The sequence below is a fragment of the Salipiger bermudensis genome, from assembly GCF_020171625.1.
GTDB classification, from domain to species: domain Bacteria; phylum Pseudomonadota; class Alphaproteobacteria; order Rhodobacterales; family Rhodobacteraceae; genus Salipiger; species Salipiger bermudensis_B.
This window is the reverse complement of record NZ_JAIUZY010000009.1, coordinates 38359-59524: the sequence shown is the minus strand read 5'-3', so window position 1 is coordinate 59524 and position 21166 is coordinate 38359. Positions and strand designations below refer to the sequence as shown.

24 protein-coding genes are annotated in these 21166 nt (G+C 66.5%); 9 read left to right on the top strand and 15 right to left on the bottom strand.

The genetic code is table 11. The features are described from left to right. The first annotated feature begins 64 nt into the window (after positions 1–64). Complete coding sequence (locus LCM15_RS16045; protein WP_224858190.1) at positions 65–940, top strand: 3-hydroxybutyryl-CoA dehydrogenase; 876 nt, start codon at positions 65–67, stop codon at positions 938–940. A gap of 77 nt (positions 941–1017) precedes the next feature. On the opposite strand, the gene LCM15_RS16040 is transcribed toward LCM15_RS16045, so the two are convergent. Genes LCM15_RS16040 through LCM15_RS16010 form a run of 7 tightly spaced genes read right to left on the bottom strand, consistent with a single transcriptional unit; the run spans position 1018 to position 6496 of the window. Continuing rightward, entirely contained in the window at positions 1018–1899 is an 882-nt protein-coding gene (locus tag LCM15_RS16040; RefSeq protein ID WP_224858188.1) for a lysophospholipid acyltransferase family protein, read from the bottom strand. A gap of 47 nt (positions 1900–1946) precedes the next feature. After that, positions 1947–2225 carry an HPr family phosphocarrier protein gene (locus LCM15_RS16035; RefSeq protein ID WP_224858186.1) on the bottom strand — a complete coding sequence of 93 codons (279 nt, stop codon included), beginning with the start codon at positions 2223–2225 and terminating at the stop codon, positions 1947–1949. Positions 2226–2265: 40 nt separating this feature from the next. Beyond that, positions 2266–2664, bottom strand: a complete 399-nt coding sequence (locus LCM15_RS16030) for a PTS sugar transporter subunit IIA (RefSeq protein WP_224858184.1) — start codon at positions 2662–2664, stop codon at positions 2266–2268. After that, positions 2661–3587 carry an RNase adapter RapZ gene (rapZ, locus tag LCM15_RS16025; RefSeq protein ID WP_224858182.1) on the bottom strand — a complete coding sequence of 309 codons (927 nt, stop codon included), beginning with the start codon at positions 3585–3587 and terminating at the stop codon, positions 2661–2663. Before rapZ ends, LCM15_RS16030 begins: the two co-directional genes overlap by 4 nt. Before the next feature lie 6 nt (positions 3588–3593). Next, complete coding sequence (locus LCM15_RS16020; RefSeq protein ID WP_224858180.1) at positions 3594–4022, bottom strand: HPr kinase/phosphorylase; 429 nt, start codon at positions 4020–4022, stop codon at positions 3594–3596. Positions 4023–4060: 38 nt separating this feature from the next. Then, positions 4061–5791: a sensor histidine kinase gene (locus LCM15_RS16015; protein ID WP_224858178.1), complete on the bottom strand. Its 1731-nt coding sequence runs from the start codon at positions 5789–5791 to the stop codon at positions 4061–4063. Between the two features lie 3 nt (positions 5792–5794). Continuing rightward, positions 5795–6496: a response regulator transcription factor gene (locus tag LCM15_RS16010; RefSeq protein ID WP_224858176.1), complete on the bottom strand. Its 702-nt coding sequence runs from the start codon at positions 6494–6496 to the stop codon at positions 5795–5797. Positions 6497–6858: 362 nt separating this feature from the next. On the opposite strand from LCM15_RS16010, the gene LCM15_RS16005 reads away from it, so the two are divergent. From LCM15_RS16005 to LCM15_RS15980, 6 genes are all read left to right on the top strand, one after another. Continuing rightward, the gene (locus tag LCM15_RS16005; RefSeq protein WP_224858174.1) at positions 6859–8457 is read left to right on the top strand and encodes a phosphoenolpyruvate carboxykinase; all 1599 of its coding nucleotides are present in this window, start codon (positions 6859–6861) and stop codon (positions 8455–8457) included. Between the two features lie 178 nt (positions 8458–8635). Beyond that, positions 8636–9181 (top strand): DUF3859 domain-containing protein, encoded by a 546-nt coding sequence (locus tag LCM15_RS16000; protein ID WP_224858172.1) that lies wholly within the window; start codon positions 8636–8638, stop codon positions 9179–9181. A 305-nt stretch (positions 9182–9486) separates the two neighbouring features. Then, a complete protein-coding gene (locus tag LCM15_RS15995) occupies positions 9487–9987 on the top strand; it encodes a YbjN domain-containing protein (RefSeq protein WP_224858170.1) in 501 nt (166 codons plus the stop codon). 340 nt (positions 9988–10327) lie between these two features. Continuing rightward, entirely contained in the window at positions 10328–11143 is an 816-nt protein-coding gene (proC, locus tag LCM15_RS15990) for a pyrroline-5-carboxylate reductase (RefSeq protein WP_224858169.1), read from the top strand. Next, complete coding sequence (locus LCM15_RS15985; protein WP_224858168.1) at positions 11136–11474, top strand: tRNA-binding protein; 339 nt, start codon at positions 11136–11138, stop codon at positions 11472–11474. Before proC ends, LCM15_RS15985 begins: the two co-directional genes overlap by 8 nt. Further along, positions 11471–12430, top strand: coding sequence for a 2-hydroxyacid dehydrogenase (locus LCM15_RS15980; protein ID WP_224858167.1), 960 nt, complete (start codon positions 11471–11473; stop codon positions 12428–12430). Before LCM15_RS15985 ends, LCM15_RS15980 begins: the two co-directional genes overlap by 4 nt. Before the next feature lie 66 nt (positions 12431–12496). Here the strand turns inward: LCM15_RS15980 and dtd are convergent, their stop codons facing one another. The 3 genes from dtd to LCM15_RS15965 form a co-directional block, all read right to left on the bottom strand. Continuing rightward, positions 12497–12937: a D-aminoacyl-tRNA deacylase gene (gene dtd, locus LCM15_RS15975; RefSeq protein ID WP_224858166.1), complete on the bottom strand. Its 441-nt coding sequence runs from the start codon at positions 12935–12937 to the stop codon at positions 12497–12499. Continuing rightward, positions 12934–13833, bottom strand: coding sequence for a carbohydrate kinase family protein (locus LCM15_RS15970; protein WP_224858165.1), 900 nt, complete (start codon positions 13831–13833; stop codon positions 12934–12936). Before LCM15_RS15970 ends, dtd begins: the two co-directional genes overlap by 4 nt. 103 nt (positions 13834–13936) lie before the next feature. Beyond that, on the bottom strand, positions 13937–15022 hold the full coding sequence (locus LCM15_RS15965) for a TFIIB-type zinc finger domain-containing protein (RefSeq protein WP_224858164.1): 1086 nt from the start codon (positions 15020–15022) through the stop codon (positions 13937–13939). Between the two features lie 149 nt (positions 15023–15171). Here LCM15_RS15965 and LCM15_RS15960 point away from each other — a divergent pair, with 149 nt between their 5' ends. Both LCM15_RS15960 and LCM15_RS15955 read left to right on the top strand, forming a co-directional pair. Then, complete coding sequence (locus LCM15_RS15960) at positions 15172–15765, top strand: hypothetical protein (RefSeq protein ID WP_224858163.1); 594 nt, start codon at positions 15172–15174, stop codon at positions 15763–15765. Then, entirely contained in the window at positions 15755–16042 is a 288-nt protein-coding gene (locus LCM15_RS15955; protein ID WP_224858161.1) for a cupin domain-containing protein, read from the top strand. Before LCM15_RS15960 ends, LCM15_RS15955 begins: the two co-directional genes overlap by 11 nt. A 56-nt stretch (positions 16043–16098) precedes the next feature. Here the strand turns inward: LCM15_RS15955 and LCM15_RS15950 are convergent, their stop codons facing one another. From LCM15_RS15950 to LCM15_RS15930, 5 genes are all read right to left on the bottom strand, one after another. Next, positions 16099–17238 (bottom strand): SPFH domain-containing protein, encoded by a 1140-nt coding sequence (locus LCM15_RS15950; RefSeq protein WP_224858159.1) that lies wholly within the window; start codon positions 17236–17238, stop codon positions 16099–16101. Between the two features lie 171 nt (positions 17239–17409). Continuing rightward, positions 17410–17835, bottom strand: a complete 426-nt coding sequence (locus tag LCM15_RS15945; RefSeq protein ID WP_224858157.1) for a globin domain-containing protein — start codon at positions 17833–17835, stop codon at positions 17410–17412. 65 nt (positions 17836–17900) lie between these two features. After that, on the bottom strand, positions 17901–18872 hold the full coding sequence (locus LCM15_RS15940; RefSeq protein WP_224858155.1) for a DUF2927 domain-containing protein: 972 nt from the start codon (positions 18870–18872) through the stop codon (positions 17901–17903). Between the two features lie 3 nt (positions 18873–18875). Next, entirely contained in the window at positions 18876–20078 is a 1203-nt protein-coding gene (locus tag LCM15_RS15935) for a toxic anion resistance protein (protein ID WP_224858153.1), read from the bottom strand. Positions 20079–20115: 37 nt separating this feature from the next. Continuing rightward, positions 20116–21006, bottom strand: a complete 891-nt coding sequence (locus tag LCM15_RS15930; RefSeq protein ID WP_224858151.1) for a 5-bromo-4-chloroindolyl phosphate hydrolysis family protein — start codon at positions 21004–21006, stop codon at positions 20116–20118. Positions 21007–21166 lie beyond the last annotated feature (160 nt).

Below are 21166 nucleotides of genomic sequence, written 5' to 3'. Positions count from 1 at the left end.
TCTGCCTTGCGGCGGGTCGCGGCGCGTGCCTATGTTTGGCGCGCAAACGAAAGGGTTATCGGCGATGGATATCAGCAAGATCGGTGTTGTGGGTGCGGGCCAGATGGGCAACGGCATCGCGCACGTGATGGCTCTCGCGGGATACGAGGTCCGGCTTTCGGATGTCAGCCCCGAGGCGCTCGACAAGGCCATGTCCCTGATCGCCGCCAACCTGGACCGGCAGGTCAGCCGCGGCAAGATCGCCCAGGAGGAGCGCGACGGCGCGCTGGGCCGGATCTCGTCGACGCTCGACATCGCCGAGATCGGCCAGACCGACCTGATCATCGAGGCCGCGACCGAGCAGGAGACGGTGAAGCAGAAGATCTTCGACAGCCTCGCGCCGCACCTGCTGCCGCACACCATCCTGACCTCGAACACCTCGTCGATCTCGATCACGCGGCTGGCCTCGCGCACCGACCGACCCGAGAAGTTTCTCGGCTTCCACTTCATGAACCCGGTGCCGGTGATGCAGCTGGTCGAGCTGATCCGCGGCATCGCCACCGATCAGGAGACCTATCAGGCCTGCCTCAAGGTGGTCGAGAACCTCGGCAAGACCGCCGCCAGCGCCGAGGATTTCCCGGCCTTCATCGTCAACCGCATCCTCGTGCCGATGATCAACGAGGCGGTCTACACGCTGTATGAAGGGGTCGGGAACGTGCGCTCCATCGACATGGCGATGAAGCTCGGCGCCAATCATCCGATGGGGCCGCTGGAACTGGCGGATTTCATCGGGCTCGACACCTGCCTCGCGATCATGAACGTCCTGCATGACGGGCTGGCCGACACCAAGTATCGGCCCTGTCCGTTGCTCACAAAGTATGTCGAGGCGGGCTGGCTCGGTCGCAAGACCAAGCGCGGCTTCTACGATTATCGCGGCGATGAGCCGGTGCCGACACGCTGACGCGGGCGAAGATTTTTCGTACGAAAAATCTTACTCGGTGGGGGATCAGAAAATTCGTACGAATTTTCTGCGGCGGCTCAGAGTTCTGTTCTGAGGCGAAGCGTCGCCTCGCGCAGCCAGGCGATGAACTCGCGCTGCTTTCCGTTCCAGGCCCGCACCGTCTCGGGGGTGATCGGCTCGCCGACCACCGGCTTCTGCGGGCGGCCGCAGGCGTGCATCACCTCGTGGATCAGCAGCCCCTGGCGCAGGGTCGGCGAGATCCGGTTGGCGATCTGGTAGGCGCGGCTGTTCTGGCCGGGGAAGTAGATCGGCACCACCGTCGCGCCCGAGCGCTGGATCATCTTGGCGGTGAACGGATTCCACACCGCCTCGATCGCCGGACCGAGCAGCGAGTGTGAGGCCGCGACGACCCCCGACGGGAACAGCGCGATGACGCCGCCGCCCTTGAGGTGATCCATGGCGCGGGCACGCATCTCGAGGCTCTGCTCGCGGGCACTTTCCTCGTGCGGGAAGGGCACCGGGATCATGAATTCCTCGATCTCCTTCACCCCTGTCAGCAGCGAGCGGGTGAGGATGCGGTAATCGGTGCGCACCCGACCGATCAGATCCGCGAGGATCATGCCGTCGACCAGCCCGTGCGGGTGGTTGGCCACCACGACCACAGGCCCGTCCTTGGGGATGCGCGCGATCTGCTCGGCAGGCGTGTCAAGGCGGATGCGCATGTGCCCCAGCGCGTGGCGCCAGAACTCCTGCCCGTCGGGAATGCCGGCACGCTCGACCTTGCGCACCAGCCGGATCATCGGGATCTTGCCGGTCGCCCATTCCAGCGCGCGGATGGTGTTGGCCTTCCACGGGTTGGTGAAGGTGTTGGCGTAGCTGAGCTTGCGCTTGTCGTAGGGAGCGTGCAGCGGACGCGTGACGCCGCCCTGACCGGCCGTGGCCTGATAGCTCTCAACCATGTGCCCGCCTTGTTCCGTCGTCCTGCGCCGGTGGGGTTTGCCGGCGGTCAGTTCTCTTCTCCGAACCGGTTCGCGACCAGCGCTTCCAGCGCATCGGCCAGCGCGACCGCGTCCGGCCCCGAGGTTTCGACCTCAATAAGGCTTCCTTTGGAAGCTGCCAACATCAAAAGCCCCATGATGCTGTCGCCGCCGGCGCTCATGCCGTCCTTGCTGATCTCGGCGCGCGCGTCGAACCCCTCGACCACCTCGACGAGCTTGGCCGAGGCGCGGGCGTGTAGCCCTTTTTCGTTCACGATCTTCAGCTCGCGGTGCACGTTGTCGGCCATAAACTACAAATTCCCTTGGACAGAGCCTGCGCGATCCCGCTCAGAGCGGCTCGGGCTTCACGTTGACGCTGTCGATGTATTTCCGTCCTGCTTCAAGCGCGCCTTTTACCGCATCGGGCACATCCTTCTGCCGGCTCTTCGCAAGCTTGATCAGCATCGGCAGGTTCATGCCGTAGAGGATCCGGCGGTTCTCGGGCTGACAGGCCAGCAGCGACAGGTTCGACGGGGAGCCGCCATAGAGATCGGTGACCACCACGACGCCATCGCCGGTGTCGACACCGTCGGCCACCGTGCAGATCTCGGCCTGCTTGTCGGCGCGGTCATGGTCGGCCTCGATGGTGACCGCGACGATGCCGGGCTGTTTGCCCACGACATGCTCGATCGCCGAGAGATACTCCCGCGCCAGTCCGCCATGGGCCACGATCACGATGCCGATCACCCGTTCTGTCCTCCGATGGTCCTGTTCTGGCCGGACGCGGAAGCCAGTCCGCGACGCTCGAGCTCGCGGTGCCTAATTGACACTTGCCAGCCACTGTCTGCAAGGGCAGCGGCCAGTCTTTCTGTCACGGCGACCGACCGGTGTTGCCCGCCGGTACACCCGATGCCGAAGGTCAGGTGCGCCTTGCCCTCGTCCTTGCAGGCCGGCAGCACGAACAGCGCCAGATCGGTCAGCTTGGCGACGAAGGGCGCGAAGCGGGCGTCGGTCTCGATGTGCGCGACCACCGGGGCATCGAGGCCGGTCAGCCCACGCAGTGCGGGCTGCCAGTGCGGGTTGTCGAGGAAGCGGCAGTCGAAGGCCCAGTCGAGGCCCTGCGGCAGGCCGCGCTTGTAGGAAAACGAATGCAGCGCCACCGCCAGTTTCTGCCCGGTCCGGTCGGCGAACTGCCCCGCCATCTGCGCGCGCAGGTCATGCGGCGAGAGCGCGCTGCTGTCGATCAGGATGTCGGCGGCATTGCGGGCCTCTTCCAGCAGGGCAAGCTCGCGCTCGATGCCCTGCGTGTAGCTCTCGTCCGGGGCCATCGGGTGACGGCGGCGGGTCTCGGAATAGCGGCGCGAGAGCACCTCGGCGCTGCAGTCGAGATAGAACAGCTGGGCGTCCAGCGCGGGCTCGGCGGTGAGGCGCCGGTGCAGCTCGAGCAGCCCCTGCACCGAGAAGTCGCGGTTGCGGATATCGACGCCAAGGGCCACCGGGCGCGCCAGGGCGCCGCCCTCGAGCAGCAGGCGCGGGATCAGGCTCAGAGGGATGTTGTCGATGGCCTCGTAGCCGAGATCCTCCAGCACGTTGATCGCGGTGGAGCGCCCGGCGCCCGAGGGCCCGGTGACCAGCACGACGCGCTGTTGTCCTTTCGATTGATCCTGCATCCTCGTCTATTCCCTTCGGCCGCCCTTGAGATATTGTACGAGCGCTGCAGGAAAATAGGGATGTGCGGATTTGTGAAGCAAGGGGATTTTCTGCCCCAGCAGCACGGTTTCGCGGTGCTGCGGCAAGCGCGCCGTCTCGTCATCGTCGAGGTCGAGCACGGCGGCCAGCGCCACAGGGGCGATGGTCTCGGCGTTCAGCAGCCCGATGCCGCGCGCCTCGATCATCCCCGCCAGCGGGGCAGGGGGCGCGAGCCACACCGTCGCATCGCGCAGGCTGGCGACGACGCGGTCGTCGGCCACCAGCACGGCCCCGCGGGCCATCATCTCGAGCGCCAGCGCCGACTTGCCGCTGCCCGAGGCGCCGCGGATCAGCAGCCCCCGGCCCATGACGGCCACGGCGGTGGCGTGCAGGATCTCGGAGGCGTCGGAGGGCATGGGCTGCGGAGGATCGGACGGGGGGATCAGAGGAGCGCTCAGACCGGCAGGCCGACAACGAAGCGCGCACCGAGCGGCTCGGAGGTCACGTCGGCCTCGGTGGGGCGGATATTCTCGGCCCAGATCACCCCGCCATGGGCTTCGACGATCTGCTTCGAGATCGCGAGACCGAGGCCGGAATTGTTGCCGAAATCGGTTTCGGGGCGCTGCGAGTAGAAGCGCTTGAAGATCTTCTGCAGCGCCTCTTCCGGAATTCCGGGGCCGGTATCCTCGACCACCACCAGCACGCGGTTGTCGCGGCGGCGCGCCCAGACGCGGATGGCGTCGCCGTCCTCGCAGAAGCTGATGGCGTTGGTGATCAGGTTCACGAAGACCTGCGCGAGGCGCGGCTCGAGGCCGCTGATGCTGATCGGTTTCGCGGGAAGGTCGGTGATGAACTCGACCCCTTTGCCGCGGGCATCCTCGCCAAGGAACTGGGTGATGTTCCCGATCATCTCGAGCAGGTTGAACTCCTGCTCTTCTTCCTTGACCAGTTCGCTGTCGAGCCGCGAGGCATTGGAGATGTCGCTCACCAGACGGTCGAGGCGGCGCACGTCATGCTCGATCACGTCGAGCAGCTTGTCGCGGTGCTCTTCCTTCTTGACGATGCGCAGCGAGCCGATGGCCGAGCGCAGGCTGGCCAGCGGGTTCTTGATTTCATGCGCGACATCGGCGGCGAACTGTTCGTTGCTGTCGATGCGGTCGTAGAGCGCCGAAACCATGCCGCGCAGCGCCCCCGAGAGGCGGCCGATCTCGTCGGGCCGCGCCGTCAGGTCGGGGATGCGGATGCGGCGCGAACTGCCCTTGCTGCGGTTGTTGCGGTCGCGGCCGATCTCGGCGGCGTCCGCCAGATCCGAGATCGGGTTGGCGATGGTCGAGGCCAGAACGAGGCTCAGGCCGATCGAGACCAGCGTGGCGATGACGAACATCTGCAGCACGCGCTCCCGCTCGGCGCTGACCGCGGCGTCGATCTCGGCCTCGGTCGACATCAGGGCCACGGTGCCAATCACCGCGTCGCCCTGCCGGATCGGCGAGAAGCCGGTGAACACGGTCTCTCCGCCGGGGCCCTCGCTGGATTGCATCCGGGTCATGGTCGGGTCGCCGCCCTCGATCATCCGGCGCATCCGGTCCTCGAGGCTCGTTTCGGGTTCGGTCTCCCGATACGAGAAGATCCCGGCGACACCGCGCCAGATCGCGTCGAGGAAATCCGAGATCACGGTCGGGCGGTCGGCCTCGCGGGTGTCGATCGACAGCAGCGGCGGGTGGACGCCGCTGGTCTCGCCGACAAGGAAATTGTCGGCGTCGAACACGAGCAACTCGGTTCCCTCGCGCAGCTCGAGCTGTTGCAGCAGACCGTTGATGTCTGTCGCGGCGTCGCTCCCGAGCGAAACCGGTGCGCCATCGGGCAGCCAGGCCTCGATCACGTCGGCGATCAGCTCGGCCTCGGAGGCCACGGCATTGCCCCGCTGCATCACCAGCGTATCGCGCGACGAGTTGAGCCAGAGGATGCCCGCCACCATGACGTTCAGCGCGATCAGGTTGAAGGTGATGATCTTGCGGGTCAGCGGGGAGCGGTTGAGCGAAAACAGGCTGCGCCGCGCGCGGGTGTCGCGCAGCTCTTTCTCTACCGTGCTGTCGGGGGCGACGAAATCATCTCCAAGGACGACATCGGCATCACGCCGTTCGCCCGGGTGTTCGTCGCGCGTCGAGATCCTCTCGGCCAGCGCCATGTCTTACTCTTCGTTGTAACGATACCCGATACCATACAGCGTTTCGATGGCGGAGAAATCCGCATCCACCGTCCGCATCTTCTTGCGCAGGCGCTTGATGTGGCTGTCGATGGTGCGGTCATCGACATAGACCTGATCGTCATAGGCGACGTCCATCAGCTGGTCGCGGGATTTCACGAAGCCGGGGCGTTGCGCCAGGGCCTGCAGCAGCAGGAATTCGGTCACGGTGAGCGACACGTCTTGACCCTTCCAGGTCACCGAGTGGCGCAGCGGATCCATGGTGAGCGATCCGCGGGTCATCAGCTTGGTGTCTTCGGTGTCGCCCACGACCTCGCCTGCAACGGCTTCCTGCCGGCGCAGCAGCGCGCGGATGCGTTCGACCAGCAGGCGCTGCGAGAAGGGCTTCTTGACGTAATCGTCGGCGCCCATGCGCAGACCGAGCACCTCGTCGATCTCGTCGTCCTTGGAGGTCAGGAAGATCACCGGCATCTTCGATTTCTGGCGCACCCGCTGCAGCAGGTCCATGCCGTCCATGCGGGGCATCTTGATGTCGAAGACCGCCATGTCGGGCATCTTCTTGTTGAAGGCGTCCAGCGCGGCCTGACCGTCGTTATAGGTCTCGACCTCGAATCCCTCGGCCTCAAGTGTCATCGAAACCGATGTCAGGATGTTCCTGTCATCGTCCACGAGGGCAATTTTCGACATGGGATTGTTTCCTTGTACTGCACGGACTGCCTGATTTTTTAACGAGTATGCGGGACATTGTTCTTTGCAACAATGCCAAACTGCGAATCAGGCCTTCTCACTGCCTTATTTCGAACGAATACCGATAAGGAATGGCTAAAATGTCTCAACGTGCCGATGTTGGAGAAGCAACCTGTCCGCGTGCTAACGCTAAACGAAACTTGGTTGCGCTAACTTTGACATGCGTCCTGTTCCGATCCGGAAACGCCGTGCTAAAGCACCTCTTGCCGGTGGTGGTCATCACCGGTGAGCGGACGCGCTTTGCGACGTCTCCGCTGTGACTGACGACCGCCGCGTGTGGCGCGGCTACAGGAGCTTGGCAGATGACATTTGGACGGGTGAACCCGGATTTCCGGCTTGAAGATCAAGGGATCGAAGGCCTGGGGAATGTCTATTACAATCTTATGGAGCCGGCGCTGATCGAGGCCGCCCTCAAACGCGGCGAGGGCACGCTTGGCAAGGGCGGCGCCTTCTACGTCACCACGGGCAAGTTCACCGGTCGGTCGCCGCAGGACAAGCACGTGGTCAAAACCGACTCCGTCGCCGACAAGATCTGGTGGGAAAACAACCGCGAGATGACCCCCGAAGGGTTCGACAATCTCTACACCGACATGCTCGAGCACATGAAGGGTGGCGAGTATTTCGTCGAGGACCTGATCGGCGGGGCCGACCCGGCCTACTCGATCAAGGTGCGGATGGTGACCGAGCTGGCCTGGCATGGTCTGTTCATCCGCCACATGCTGCGCCGCCCTGAGCGCGACACGCTCGAGTCGTTCATGGCGGATTTCACGGTTATCAACTGCCCGACCTTCAAGGCCGATCCCGAGCGTCACAACTGCCGCTCCGACACCGTCATCGCGATGAACTTCGACCGCAAGACCATCCTCATCGGCGGCACCGAGTACGCCGGCGAGAACAAGAAGTCGGTCTTCACGCTGCTCAACTACATGCTGCCGCTTAAGGGCATCATGGCGATGCACTGCTCGGCCAACCACGCGCCGAACAACCCGGTCGACACCGCGATCTTCTTCGGCCTGTCGGGCACCGGCAAGACCACGCTCTCGGCCGATCCCGAGCGCGTGCTGATCGGCGATGACGAGCACGGCTGGTCGGATCGCGGCACCTTCAACTTCGAGGGCGGCTGCTACGCCAAGACCATCAACCTCTCCGCCGATGCCGAGCCCGAGATCTACGCCACGACCTCGAAATTCGGCACCGTGATCGAGAACATGGTCTTTGACGAAGAGACCTTCGAGCTTGATTTCGACGATGACAGCCTGACCGCCAACATGCGCTGCGCCTACCCGCTCGAGTATATCTCGAACGCGTCGTCGACGGCGCTTGGCGGCCATCCGAAGAACATCATCATGCTGACCTGCGACGCCTTCGGTGTGCTGCCGCCGATCGCGCGGCTCACCCCGGCGCAGGCAATGTACCACTTCCTGTCGGGTTTCACCTCGAAGGTGGCCGGCACCGAGCGTGGCATCACCGAGCCGCAGCCGACCTTCTCGACCTGCTTCGGCGCGCCCTTCATGCCGCTGCGCCCGGAGATGTACGGTAACCTGCTGCGCGACAAGATCGCCAAGCACGGCGCGACCTGCTGGCTCGTTAACACCGGCTGGACCGGCGGCGCCTACGGCACCGGCCACCGGATGCCGATCAAGGCGACCCGCGCGCTGCTGCACGCCGCGCTGAACGGCTCGCTCGCCAAGGTCGAGTTCCGCAAGGATCCGAACTTCGGCTTCGAGGTCCCGGTTAAGGTCGAGGGCGTGCCCGAGCTGCTGCTTGATCCGCGCCGCACCTGGTCCGACAAAGACGCGTTCGACGCGCAGGCCGAGCGGTTGGTGAAGATGTTTGCGGACAACTTCGAGCAGTATGTCCCCTATATCGACGAGGACGTGAAGGCCGCCGCCATCGGCTGAGCCGGCCCGCCTTCGCTGGATGTGCAGCGCCCGTCGCTTCTGCGGCGGGCGTTTGCGTGTCTGCGGGGCAGGGCGCGCGGGCGGAATGCCACCGCTTGCACAGGACGCGGACGCGGAGGGGTTTGCGCAGGTCCACGGAGCCGGTATTGCAAAGAGACACCCTTCGCCGGAGATCGCCATGGTTCGCCTGCTGTCCGCCCTCTGCGCCGCTTTCGCGCTGGTTTCGATGGCTCACGCCGCGCCGGGCGAGTCCTACGCCCGCGATCCCGTGGTGGTCATCGATCACGGCGTCATCTGCCAGGTCACGCCGGAGGGCGCGCGCGAGGCGCCGGACACCATCATGGGGGCGATCAATCTCATCGAGCAGACCCGCGACATGGATGTGACGACCCGCGTGGTGCCGGCGAAGGCGGGCATCAGCTTCGGGGTGAAGTTCACCCTCCGCCCGGGCGCCGGCGACCGAGACGTGACCATCCTCGTCACCCATCCGCCGATGGGGCCGGAGGGCGTCACCACCGAGAGCTGGACCTCGCCGCTTTCCGAGGGCCGCGCCAGCCTCAACATGTTCACCTTCGAGTACCCCTACGAGATGGTGCCGGGCCCGTGGGTCATGGCGCTCGAGGCGGATGGCGAGCGGTTGATGGAGCAGCATTTCGAGGTCGTCTCGGAGCTGGCCGCCCCGGCGGTGCTTTCGGTGTGTTACGGGCAGGATTTCGTCTCCTGACTGTCCACAGATCCGGGGATCCCTCGCGACGGGCTTCAGCCGCCGGTGGGGCTGGGGGTTGCGCGCTGCGGTGCTGAATTCATCCCCAGATCGCTCCACATGTCCACAGCTCTTATCTTGGGCTTTGCCACAAGCCGTCCACAACTTATTGGGTGTGTCTCTAATATTTCGCTTTACAGTAGGTGCATGCCACAGGCACGATATCTGGTAAGGGGAGGGATACAACTCCCAGCCCCTAGAGCAGTCAGCTAGCGCTTGGGGCGCGGCCCGTTCCCCGGTGCTACAGCGAAAAAATGAGGTGGCGCATGGCACTGTCCGAAGAGTTTCTGAGCGACGAGATTCACCCGATCGACATCGTCGAGACGCTGGCCGAACACCACGACTGGGATTTCGACCGGGTGGGCGAAGACCAGATCGCGATGGCCGTCGAGGGCCAGTGGCGCACCTATTCGATCACCCTTGCCTGGTCGCCCTATGACGAGACCCTGCGCCTGATCTGCAGCTTCGAGATGGAGCCGCCGGAAGAGTCGCTGCCGGAGCTGTTCACCGCGCTCAACACGATCAACGATCAATGCTGGGCGGGCTCGTTCAGCTTCTGGGCCGAGCCCAAGCTGATGGTCTATCGCTACGGCCTCGTCCTGGCCGGCGGCCAGAGCGCCAGCCCCGAGCAGATCGACACGATGATCGCCGCCGCGGTGCTGGCCTCCGAGCGCTACTACCCGGCGTTCCAGCTGGTGGCCTGGGCCAACAAGCCCGCCTCCGAGGCGGTGCAGATCGCCATCGCCGAGGCCTACGGCCGGGCCTGAGCGGCAAGATTTTTCGACGAAAAATCTTGGGCGGCGTGGCAGGTGTCGGGGCCTAGGTGCCTGCCGGGCCGCCCTTTGACAAAAGCCTGATCCTCGAGGTCCGTTTCGGGGAGAGATATCTGAGACCGGCGATGGCTTTGGCTGCTGCCGGACGCGGCCCATGTCACCCCGGCGAGGTGATCCCCGCCCCTTCATTTCCGCCCATAGCGAGAACCACGCCACCGCCCGCCCAGGCGCCCAGCCTGCGCAGGGCGGCCCACGCGCACACCCGATGTCCCGGCTGCTTGCAACCGGTCGTGTCTCGCGACAGATTGACGCCAAGAACGGGAGAGCGACGAAGATGGAAAACGGTGAAATCGCGCGGCGCGGGCTGGTGCTGCTGGGCTGTGGCAAGATGGGATCGGCGATGCTCGAGGGCTGGCTGAAGCGCGGGCTGCCGGCCAGGTCTGTCTGGGTGATGGACCCGCACCCCTCGGACTGGCTGCAGGCGCAGGGCGTCAACCTCAACGCGGAGCTGCCCGCCGACCCGGCCATCGTGCTGGTGGCGGTGAAGCCGCAGATGATGGCCGAGGCGCTGCCGGTGCTGCAGCCGCTCGGCAATGGCACCACGCTGTTCCTGTCGGTGGCCGCCGGGGTCACCATCGCCAGCTACGAGGCGACGCTCGGGGCCGACACCCCGATCATTCGCGCCATGCCCAACACGCCCGCCGCGGTGGGGCAGGGCATCACCGCCATCGTCGGCAACGCGCCGGCCTCCGAGACGCAGATGGCCCAGGCCGAGGAGCTTCTGTCCGCCGTGGGCGAGGTGGTGCGGCTCGAGGCCGAGGCGCAGATGGATGCCGTCACCGGGGTCAGCGGCTCGGGCCCGGCCTACGTGTTCCACATGATCGAGTGTCTGGCCGCGGCGGGCGAGGCGCAGGGGCTGGCCCCCGAGCTTGCCCTGCAGCTTGCCAAGGCGACCGTCGCGGGCGCCGGTGCGCTGGCGATGCAGGCGGCGGACGATCCCGCCCAGCTGCGCCGCAACGTGACCTCGCCCAACGGCACCACGCAGGCCGGGCTCGAGGTGCTGATGGATGAGGAGGCGGGTCTGCCCCCCCTGATGAAAGCCACCGTCGCCGCCGCCGCCGACCGCTCGCGGGAGTTGGCCAATGGCTGAGATCAGCTTCGACGATTTCCTCAAGGTCGACATCCGTGTCGGCAAGGTGGTGCGCGCCGAACCCTTCCCCGAGGCGCGCAAGCCCGCGATCAAGCTCTGGATCGATTTCGGCCCCGAGATCGGCGAGAAGAAGAGCTCGGCCCAGATCACCGAGCATTACACGCCCGAGGCGCTGGTGGGGCGGCAGGTGATGGCGGTGGTGAACTTCCCGCCGCGCCAGATTGGCCCGTTCATGTCGCAATGCCTGACACTGGGCTTCACCGACGCGGACGGGGCCGTGGTGCTGGCCGGCCCCGACGGGGAGGTGCCCCTCGGGGCGCGGCTGCATTGAACCGCGTTCTGATCGGCCGCAACCTGCCCGAGCGGGTCGTCGACGAGGCGCGCGCGCTCTTCGACGTCACTTATCGCGACAGCCCCGCGCCGCTGAGCCGCGACGAGATGGTCGCGGCCCTGTCGGAGTATGACGGCGCTCTGGTGACGCTGGGCGACGGGTTTTCGGCGGAGGTCTTCGAGGCGGCGGGTTCGCCGCGGGCGAAAATCCTCGCCAATTTCGGCGTGGGCTTCAATCATATCGACGTGGCAGCGGCCAAGGCTGCGGGGATCACCGTGACCAACACCCCCGGCGCCGTCACCGACGCCACCGCCGACATCGCCATGACGCTGATGCTGATGAGCTGCCGCCGCGCTGCCGAGGGCGAGCGGCTGGTGCGCTCGGGAGACTGGCAGGGCTGGCACCCGGTGCAGATGCTCGGCCTGCACATGACCGGCAAGCGCGTGGGTATTCTCGGGATGGGCCGCATCGGGCAGGCCATCGCGCGGCGCTGCCATTTCGGCTTCGGCATGTCGGTGGCCTATGCCTCGCGCTCGGAGAAGAGCCTCGAGTTCCCGGCGGAGCGCTACGCCTCGCCCGAGGCGCTGGCGGCGGAGGTCGATGTGCTGGTGGTCTCGCTTCCGGCAAGCCCAGAGACCCACCATATGGTCGATGCAGGCGTGCTTGCGGCGATGAAACCGACGGCGCATCTGGTCAACATCGCGCGCGGCGACATCGTCGACGAGGCCGCGCTGATCGCGGCGCTGGAGGCGCGGGCGATCGGCGGGGCGGGGCTCGACGTCTACGAGTTCGAGCCCAAGGTGCCCGAGGCGCTCAGGGCGCTCGACAACGTGGTGCTGCTGCCGCATCTGGGCACCTCGACGCTGGAGGTGCGCGAGGACATGGGTCGGATGGCGGTCGAGAACCTGCGGGCGTTCTTTGCCGGCGACGCGGTGCCGAACCGGGTCGGGGGCTGACCCGCGCGAGAGGCCCGTGCGGCAGGGCGGCGCATCATCCCGGCGCCGCCGCCTGTCGCTAGAGGCTCAGCTTTCGGTGTCGAGCCAGATCGTCACCGGTCCGTCATTGACCAGCGACACCTTCATGTCTGCGCCGAAGCGGCCGGTGGCCACGGGCAGGCCCTCGGCCTGCAGCTTTGCTGCGAAATGCTCGTAGAGGCGCTTGCCGTCCTCCGGGGCGGCGGCGGTGGAGAATCCCGGGCGGTTGCCCTTGGTCTCGGCGGCGAGCGTGAACTGGCTGACCACCAGCGCTGCGCCGGAGACGTCGCGCACCGACAGGTTCATGCGGTCCGCCTCGTCCCGGAAGATGCGCAGCTTGGCGATCTTGGCGGCGAGCTTGTCGGCCTGTGCCTCAGTATCGCCCTGCATGGCGCAGACCAGAACCAGAAGGCCGGGGCCGATCTCGCCCAGAACCGCCCCCTCGACCGCGACCTGCGCCTCCGAGACGCGCTGGATCAGCGCCCTCACAGCTCGGTCTCCCACGGCGGGTTGGCTCCGGCGCGGCTGACGGTGACCGCCGCCGCCTTGGCACCGAGCGCGATGGCCGGGCGCAAATCTTCGAGCGCCGCGCCGCGGACCGCGCCGTGCGATAGCAGCCCGTCGCGCCAGAGCCCGGCGAGCAGGCCCGCGTTGAACGTGTCGCCTGCGCCGACGGTGTCGACCACCTCGGCGCGCTCCGCCGCGACGGCGATCTCGCCGTCGTCGCTATAGGCCACCACGCCCTCCGCACCGCGCGTCTCGAGCACCAGCGCCGCCCCGCCTTCGATCAGCGCCGCGGGCGTGGTGCCGAGCCAGGCCATGTCCTCGTCGGAGATCTTCACGATGTCGGCGCGGGAGAGCATCGCCTCCAGCCGGGCGCGATAGCGCGGCTCGTCGGTGATGAAGCCGGGGCGAATGTTTGGGTCGATCATCACCAGCCGCTCGCCCGCTTGCGCGCAAAGGGCCGCGTAGCTGTCGGCGGCGGGTTCGGAGACCAGACTGATGCCGCCGAAGAACAGGGCCTCGGTCTCGGTGCCGAGCGTGGGCAGGTCGTCTTCCGACAGCATCCGCCCGGCGGTGTTCTCGTCGTAAAAGGCGTACTGGGCGTGGCCATCGGTCAGCGTTACGAAAGCCAGCGTGGTGGGCCTTTCCGAGCGCGGCGCGCGCGCGAAATCGACCCGCGAGGCGGTCAGCGCCTCGGCCAGGACGGAGCCGAAGAGATCGGTGGAGAGGCCCCCGAAATAGCCGCACGGCGCGCCGAGACGGCCGATCGCGATGGCGGTGTTGAACACCGCGCCCCCGGCGACGGGCGCAAAGCTCGGTTCCCCGGTGCTTGCGGTTCGGGGCAGCATGTCGATCAGCGATTCGCCGCAGCACAGGATCATCGTCGGTCCTCCCTCTGTTAGCGCCGCAACTTGCCGCGTCGCGGGTCTGGAAACAAGGCCCGGATTGGTGCGGGGCGGGCAAGGCGCGCAGCTCTGTTGCGCGCTATTGCCCCTGCGCGAAGATGAAGCCCGCGATGCCGGCGACGATCAGCCCCAGCACCACCGCAAGCGCGATCTTCCAGGTCGACCAGGGTCGTTCCCCCTGCACCCGGCCGGTGGTGCCGTTGACCACGAAACGGTAGGTCTCGCCGCGATACTTGTAGGCGGCCAGCCAGACCGGCAGCAGCACGTGCTTGAAGGTGACGGCGGCGACCTGCGTGTCGACGGACTGGATGCGCTGACGGTCGCCGCCGATGTCGAACTTCACGTCGCGCTCGATCTGCCGGTCCATGATGGCGCGGGCCTCGCGGAAGCCCTCGTCGAGATCGACCTGATAGCCCTCGGCGCGGAACCCGGCGAGAAACTCGGGCTGGTAGGGCTCGAGCCGCGTCAGATCCCACGGCTCGAGCGCGTCGGTGAATTTCTTCGGCAGCGAGCGCGAGGCCAGCACCAGCACATCGTCGAAGAACCGCGCCACGCGCCCTGAGACCGAGCGCCAGCGCACCTTGGCGACCTGCACGGTCTGGCGCTTGCCGTCGCGCATCACCGTGCGGCTCTCGTAGTAGACCGTGCCGCGCTGGCCGCGATAGGCCGATTGCGTTTGCGCGTCAAAGGTCCAGTAGGGCACGTAAATGCCCTGCATCCTGCGGCCCTTGCGGGCGTAGTCCTTGAGCCCGTTGGGCGCGAACCAGAGCCGGCCCAGCCAGCCCGTCATGGCGTCGTGGGCGGCGCGCTCGTCGAGGATGAAAGGCAGCACGCCGCGCGGCTTGATCTGGCGATGCGTGCCCGTATCGGTGACCACCGGCGTGGCGCAGAACGGGCATTCGGTGGCGTGGGTGTCGGCGTCGAACTCGACCTCGGCGCCGCAATTGGGGCACTGGGTGACGCGAAGGTCCTCCATCTCCTGCAGCGGCAGAAGGTCGTCGATGGCGGCGCGGAAATCGAGCTCGCGGATCGCGTTGCCCCAAGGGCCGTGCTCGGAGATCTCCTGCACGTCGCCGCAATGGTCGCAGACCAGCTGCCCCTTGGCGGGATCATAGCGGTAGTCGGCGCCGCATTGCTGGCAGGGAAAACGGTGTTCCTCGGTCATCACGACCCCTCTGTTTCCGGCAGGGCGACCCTAGGTCGGATGCCTGGGCGATGGAACCGGTTTTCCTTTCCGAAACGGCTGTCTAGGGTGGCGCCGGACAGGCCCGGCCGACGGGTCGCGAGAGGATAGAAGAAGGCTGAGAGATCGCCATGAGACACCTTAGGAGTGCCGCGCTGGCAGGGCTGTTGCTCTGCATCTCTGCCGGGGTGACCGGCGCCGAAGAAGCACGCTACCGCTTCGAGTGGCAGGGCGGGGGCGGCTACGTGATGCGCGGGGGGATGTCCTTCGACGCGGCGCTGCAGGACGACGGCGTCGTGACCGGCAGCGACCTGACCTGCTTTTTCATCGAGGGCAGCCGCAATGGCGATCCGGTGGGGCGATGGGCGCTCTCGATGCTGAACGAGGAAACCAGCTGGATGCTGACCTTCCTACCGCAAAGCTCGGAATTCGCCGTGTTCGGCGAGGGAACGCCGATGCCGCAGGCGTGGAACATGAACGGGGTCGGCAACGATTGCGGCGCCGGCGGTTTCGGCTTCAACATCGGCAACGCGGCGCAGGATCTCTGCATCGACGGCACGCTGATCTTCGAATCGCAGGTCCCGCCCGGGCGGCCGTTCCCGGCGATGCGCGATGACTCGCTGAGCTTTCCGTCCGATGCCTGCCAAGCTCCGATGTTGATGAGCGCGCTGTCGGAGGACAGGATCTACCCGCTGTACCAGAAGGACGAGACAGATGTGCAATGAAGCCACCGCCACCCAGATGATCTCGGACGCGAAGACCCGCGTCACCCGCTTCGATTTCGCGCCGGGGGCCGAGACCGGCTGGCACGTGCATGACTACGACTACGTCATCGTGGCGCTGACCGATCTGACCATGCGGCTGCAACTGCCCGGCGGCGAGGTGCGCGAGGTAGTGACCAAGGCCGGAGAGGCCTATCGCCGCGACGCCGGCACCGAACACAACGTGATCAACTACGGCGATGCCCCGATGAGCTTTATCGAGGTGGAATTCGTGGCCTGAGACCACGTTTGCCCGAGCAGAACGAGATGAGCCGCCACCGATCGTGGCGGCGTTTTTCATGTCCCGGGGGGCGGCGGCGGCATCACCGTGAAGAGTTGCGCAAGCTCGGCCACGTCTTCGGCGCGTTTCCAGCCGTCCTGCCCCTGCGTCCACACATAGGTTTCGCGCGTCAGGCCGCCTTCGGTGACCATGCGCCCGAGCCGGGCCTTGGAGAACGGGCCGCTGGTCTGGCCACTCTCTGCGAGGTGCCAGACATGCTCGACCGGCGGCGGGGGAGGCGGCGGCGGGGCCGCGGCGGCGGGCTGCTGCGGCTGCGCGGCGGCAGGGCGGGCGCCCCACGGGCCGGCCTGCGCCCCGGTCATCTGCGCGCCCATCGACATGCCGAGCCCGGCGCCGAACCCGGTGCCCATGGCCTGCCCGGCGGCAGACCCTTCCTTGCCGAGCGCCTCAGCGGCCTGGAACTTGGTATAGGCGTCGAGATTGCCGATCACGCCCATCGACGTGCGCTTGTCGAGTGCGGCCTCGACCGCCGCGGGCAGCGAGATGTTCTCGATATAGAGCTCGGGCAGCGACAGGCCGTATTCGGCGATGGTGGACGAGATGCCATCGGCCAGCATCTTGCCAAGCTCTTGCGTGTTGGCCGCCATGTCGAGCACCGGAATGCCAGAACCGGCGATCAGGCGCGAGAATTCCTGCACGATGATGTTGCGGATCTGGAAGCTGATCTCGTCCGAGGTGAACTCGCCGTCGGTGCCGACGATCTCGCTGAGGAAGCGGGCCGGGTCGGTGACGCGCACCGAGTAGGTGCCGAAGGCGCGCAGGCGCACCGGGCCGAATTCGGGGTCGCGGCAGATGATCGGGTTCTTGGTGCCCCATTTCAGACCGTTGAACCGCGTCGTGTTGACGAAATAGATCTCGGATTTGAAGGGCGAGCGGAAGCCGTGATCCCAGTGCTGCAGACTGGTCATGATCGGCATGTTGTTGGTCTCGAGCATGTAGAGACCGGGGGTGAACACGTCGGCCAGTTGCCCCTCGTGGACGAAGACCGCCGCCTGCCCCTCGCGGACGGTGAGCTTGGCACCGTACTTGATCTCGTGCCCCTCGCGCTCGAAGCGCCAGACCATCGTGTCGCGGGTGTTGTCGACCCAATGGATGACGTCGATGAACTGGCCGGAAAGGAAGTCGAGAATGCCCATGGCGGTGCCCCGCTGAAACTGCGTTTGCCCTCAACTTAACCACGGCTTGTCAGGAGACAAGCGGCGGCGGTGGGAAACTGCCGGGGAGGGCGGCAGGGCCGCCGCCTCCGGGCGCAAAGCGTAGGCCGGATGTGCCGCCCTCCGTCGGCGCCGTGAGGCGTGGCGCGGGGGTCAGGCGGCAGAGCTGGCATGATTGCGGGCGCCGGTGATCATCAGGTCGCAGACATGGTTCAGCAGCACCGACCAGGCGTTGCGATCAGCCTCGGACCAGTCGGCGACGTGCTGTGCCAGCGTATCGAGCAGCACCTCGCAGACCAGCGCATACTGATCCTCTGTCACGTCGTAATGGAGATGGCGCGCGCCGAGCGCCTCGATCTCGGGCCCCAGCATCTGCAGCTGGTCGAGCGATTGCACCAGCACGAGCACCATGTCGAAGAGCTTGTCGGCCTGCGCAGTGACGTCGGCAGGGAACATCGCGCGCAGTTCGGGCGCGCGGTCGAAGAGACGGTCATAGAAATCCAGCGTCAGCGCGCTGCTTGCAAGCCGCAGCCGCAGCGCACTGGAGAGAACCTGCTGTTTGGTGGCGTCGTCCAACATCGTCCCGTCCCGGTCATACCGGAGCGGTGCTACGCGTGAGAAGTGAACACCCGGTTAAGCGTGCTTCAGGACGAGCCGCCCAGAAGCTCGGCGGCGCGGGCGGCCACGATGGGGCGGACCTCGTCCGCATCCATGCCTGCCTTCACCCTCGGGTCGTAGAGCAGCTTGAGCAGCATCTCGTCATGGGTGGTCAGGAGGGCGAACTCGTCGTCGTCGTTGAAGATCGACGGCCGCGCCTGCGGCGAGTCGTTGCCCAGACCAAGCCCCTGCGCCATCTCCTCGTGGATGCAGGAGCGGCGCAGAAGGTCGGGATGCTCCGAGCGGATCACCGCAATGGCTTCGCCGTAGTCGTAGCCGCCGGGGGTTTCGGAGAAGGCGATCACGAGGCAGTGGATGGAGCGCGGCAGGTTCTCGAAGATCCTCAACGAGGCAGGGTTCACATCCGGCACAAGCGCGCGGATGCGCGGCGCGATCTCGGCCTTGTCGTCCTCGGACATGAAGAGGACGTGGAAGTTGGTGTCGCTGCCATCCATGGCGATCGGATGCCCGCTGATCCCGGCCAGACGGCTGACGTATTGCGACACCATGTTGCTGTCCTTCACCCGCTGTTCCTCGGGCACCAATTCGCCGAACTCGACCGCGACGCGCACGGGCTTGTTCCACTTCTTGATGCGCCCGAGCTCCCCGCGGGAGGGGCGCAGCCCGGCGCCGCGCTCATACTCCTCGGCCAGCGCGATGCGCTCGAAATTGCGCAGCAGCATGGTGTCGGTGAAGGGCGTGTCGGGGCCACCGCCATCGGTGCGCAACAGCCCCTGCGCGAGCAGGTCGGCCTGCACGCTGGCGTAGTATGTCTCGAGATCTCGGCTGGCGAGCGAGCGCCGGCGTGGCGGCGCCTCCGGCTCGGGCGGGATCAGCCCTTCCGGGCGGGCGCTGGGCGGCACGTCGGTCTGGCGGGGCGCCAGAGTCTGGTCGTCGCAGGCCGCGAGACCTGCGAGCAGCCCGAAGGCCAGTCCGATATGACGCCAGCGCGCGCGCATCGCTCAGGCGTTGCCCGGCACGGCGGTGCCGGCCGTGTCGCCCGTGCCGTCGCGGCGCGACTTGGCGGAGGCGAGCGTGTCGCGCAGTTCGTTCTCCATGGTCTTGAGATCCTCTTCGGCGGCGGCGCGCTTGGCCTTGCCCTCGTCGGCGATCTGCAGGCTTTCCTGGATCGTCGCGATCAGGTCGGCATTGGCCTGCTTCACCGCCTCGATGTCGAACACGCCGCGCTCCATCTCGGTGCGGATCGTCTTGTTGCTGTCGCGCAGGTTGGACGCGTTGGCGGTCAGAAGCTCGTTGGTCAGGTCGTTGGCCTCGCGCACCGCGGCGGCGGCCTCTGCCGAGCGCTGAATGGTCACGGCCTGCGCCAGCTGGGTTTCCCAGAGCGGCACGGTGTTGACCAGCGTCGAGTTGATCTTGGTGACGAGGCTCTTGTCGTTTTCCTGCACCAGACGAATCGAGGGCAGGGACTGCATGGTCACCTGGCGGGTGAGCTTGAGGTCGTGCACCCGGCGCTCGAGATCGTCGCGTGCGGCACGCAGGTCGCGCAGCTCCTGCGCCTTCATCACCTGATCGTGCTCGGCTGCGGCCTGCACTTCGGCTTCCTTGGCCGGGATGTCATGGGCGTCGAGCGCCTTGAGCTTCTCTTCGCCCGCCGCGATGTAGAGCGCCAGCTCGTCGTAGAAATTGAGCGTCTTGTCGTAAAGCAGGTCGAGCGACTTGATATCCTTGAGCAGCGTGTGCTCGTGCTTGAGCAGGCTGTCGGTGATGTTGTCGATCTGGCCCTGCACCTCCTCGTAGCGGGCGGTGAACTTGGCGAAGGGCGCGGCGCGGCCCAGCAGCTTCTCCCACCAGCTGCGGTCGCGGCGCACGTCCAGTTCGGACACCGAGAAGCCGCGAATGGTGGTGACGATCTCGCGCAGGCTGTCACCGGCCGGGCCGACATCCTTGTTGCGGACCCCCGCAAGCATCGACTGGCTGATTTCCTGCAGCTCGACCTGTGCGCCCGCGCCGAAGGCGACGATCGAGTTGGTGTCGCTCATGTCGATCTCGTCCATCCGCGAGCGGATCTCTTCGCCAACCTCGGGAGACGCCTCTGCGAGCGACATCACGGCCCGCGCTTCGCCCGGCTCGGGCAGCACCACGGCATTAACCTCGTCGACCATGGCGACGGTCTGCTCCGCCTCCGCTTTCACCTTCTCGGACATCGCATATCCCCTAGTACTGTTCTGACCCGGCACAGGCTCAACTCAGCCGCACGCCATCGCGTTTCAATCTGTCCCGCAAAACGTCGATCTCGACCGTAAGATCGGCATTGTTGGAGAGCAGGAGTTTCTCGTTCTTCTGGCCGAAGCTCTCTTCGAGGTCGGTCAGCAGCATCATGAAGTCGTCTCGCGCCCCGCGATCCTGCGTGCGGCTGTAGAGATCGGCGAATTTCACCGCCGCGTCGCGCGCGCCCATCAGGTAGACCCCCAGATAGCGCCGGGCCGCCGTGAGGTCGCGCGGGTCTTCCTCGACGGTGCGGATCAGCAGGGAAGCCTTCTGGCGGAACCGCTCGACCCGTGCCTCGACCTGCCGGTCACCGGCGCGGCGCACGGCGTCCTGCATCTCGGACAGATAGGTCTCGGCCTCGTCAACGACCTTGGCGACGCGGTCCTGCTGGAAGCTGTCGATGCCTTCGATGCCCTTGCTCTTCAGCGGGTCGATGCCGAAAGCGCCAAGGTGCAGGGCCAGAGCCGACAGCCCGTAGAGCACCGGCGCCACCAGCCCGGGCTCGGACTTGAAGGCGGCGAAGGCGACCCCGATCCCAGCGAGGCCGGCGGCGAAGATCTTGCGCGGGATGGCCGGGCGGCGCGCCACGCGGCGCTCATCGAACGCGGACTGTGCCCGCAGCCCGTCGCGCAGAAGCCACGCCCCCGCCAAGAGCGCGCCGGCCCCGATCAGGCCGGTCACCAGCCCTGCGGCGCCGTCTCCGAGCGAGGTGGCGGCCAGCACGATGGGCGGGACGAAGAGGACGTTCGAGCGTGCCCCCACCGGATCGACCCGGGCGCCCTGGTAATGACCGGGGCGAATCGGGTCGTCCGTCTGTTCGGGGGCGGCGTCGGGGCTGTACTTGCCGCCGTAGCGCTGTGCCATCTCAGAGCCCCCCGAGCCATCCCGACGTCACCCCGAACAGGAGCACGATCAGGAGGACATAGGCCACTTTCTGCAGGGCCGTGCCGGACATGCCGCCTCCAGTATTTCCTCGGTTCACGGAAAACTTAGGTGCAAAGGGGAGGAGTTGCTAGGGGGACGC

Excerpts from the sequence above, each read along its gene's own strand:
- LCM15_RS16020 (WP_224858180.1), bottom strand. The coding sequence starts at position 4,022 with ATGCCCTCCGACGCCTCCGAGATCCTGCACGCCACCGCCGTGGCCGTC.
- LCM15_RS15950 (WP_224858159.1), bottom strand. The coding sequence starts at position 17,238 with ATGGGCATTCTCGACTTCCTTTCCGGCCAGTTCATCGACGTCATCCAT.
- rapZ (WP_224858182.1), bottom strand. The coding sequence starts at position 3,587 with ATGCAGGATCAATCGAAAGGACAACAGCGCGTCGTGCTGGTCACCGGG.
- LCM15_RS16000 (WP_224858172.1), top strand. The coding sequence starts at position 8,636 with ATGGTTCGCCTGCTGTCCGCCCTCTGCGCCGCTTTCGCGCTGGTTTCG.
- LCM15_RS16040 (WP_224858188.1), bottom strand. The coding sequence starts at position 1,899 with ATGGTTGAGAGCTATCAGGCCACGGCCGGTCAGGGCGGCGTCACGCGT.
- LCM15_RS16005 (WP_224858174.1), top strand. The coding sequence starts at position 6,859 with ATGACATTTGGACGGGTGAACCCGGATTTCCGGCTTGAAGATCAAGGG.
- LCM15_RS15935 (WP_224858153.1), bottom strand. The coding sequence starts at position 20,078 with ATGTCCGAGAAGGTGAAAGCGGAGGCGGAGCAGACCGTCGCCATGGTC.
- proC (WP_224858169.1), top strand. The coding sequence starts at position 10,328 with ATGGAAAACGGTGAAATCGCGCGGCGCGGGCTGGTGCTGCTGGGCTGT.
- LCM15_RS16035 (WP_224858186.1), bottom strand. The coding sequence starts at position 2,225 with ATGGCCGACAACGTGCACCGCGAGCTGAAGATCGTGAACGAAAAAGGG.
- LCM15_RS15960 (WP_224858163.1), top strand. The coding sequence starts at position 15,172 with ATGAGACACCTTAGGAGTGCCGCGCTGGCAGGGCTGTTGCTCTGCATC.
- LCM15_RS15940 (WP_224858155.1), bottom strand. The coding sequence starts at position 18,872 with ATGCGCGCGCGCTGGCGTCATATCGGACTGGCCTTCGGGCTGCTCGCA.
- LCM15_RS15945 (WP_224858157.1), bottom strand. The coding sequence starts at position 17,835 with ATGTTGGACGACGCCACCAAACAGCAGGTTCTCTCCAGTGCGCTGCGG.
- LCM15_RS15985 (WP_224858168.1), top strand. The coding sequence starts at position 11,136 with ATGGCTGAGATCAGCTTCGACGATTTCCTCAAGGTCGACATCCGTGTC.
- LCM15_RS15995 (WP_224858170.1), top strand. The coding sequence starts at position 9,487 with ATGGCACTGTCCGAAGAGTTTCTGAGCGACGAGATTCACCCGATCGAC.
- LCM15_RS15965 (WP_224858164.1), bottom strand. The coding sequence starts at position 15,022 with ATGACCGAGGAACACCGTTTTCCCTGCCAGCAATGCGGCGCCGACTAC.
- LCM15_RS15970 (WP_224858165.1), bottom strand. The coding sequence starts at position 13,833 with ATGATCCTGTGCTGCGGCGAATCGCTGATCGACATGCTGCCCCGAACC.
- LCM15_RS15930 (WP_224858151.1), bottom strand. The coding sequence starts at position 21,006 with ATGGCACAGCGCTACGGCGGCAAGTACAGCCCCGACGCCGCCCCCGAA.
- LCM15_RS16045 (WP_224858190.1), top strand. The coding sequence starts at position 65 with ATGGATATCAGCAAGATCGGTGTTGTGGGTGCGGGCCAGATGGGCAAC.
- LCM15_RS16010 (WP_224858176.1), bottom strand. The coding sequence starts at position 6,496 with ATGTCGAAAATTGCCCTCGTGGACGATGACAGGAACATCCTGACATCG.
- LCM15_RS15955 (WP_224858161.1), top strand. The coding sequence starts at position 15,755 with ATGTGCAATGAAGCCACCGCCACCCAGATGATCTCGGACGCGAAGACC.
- LCM15_RS16015 (WP_224858178.1), bottom strand. The coding sequence starts at position 5,791 with ATGGCGCTGGCCGAGAGGATCTCGACGCGCGACGAACACCCGGGCGAA.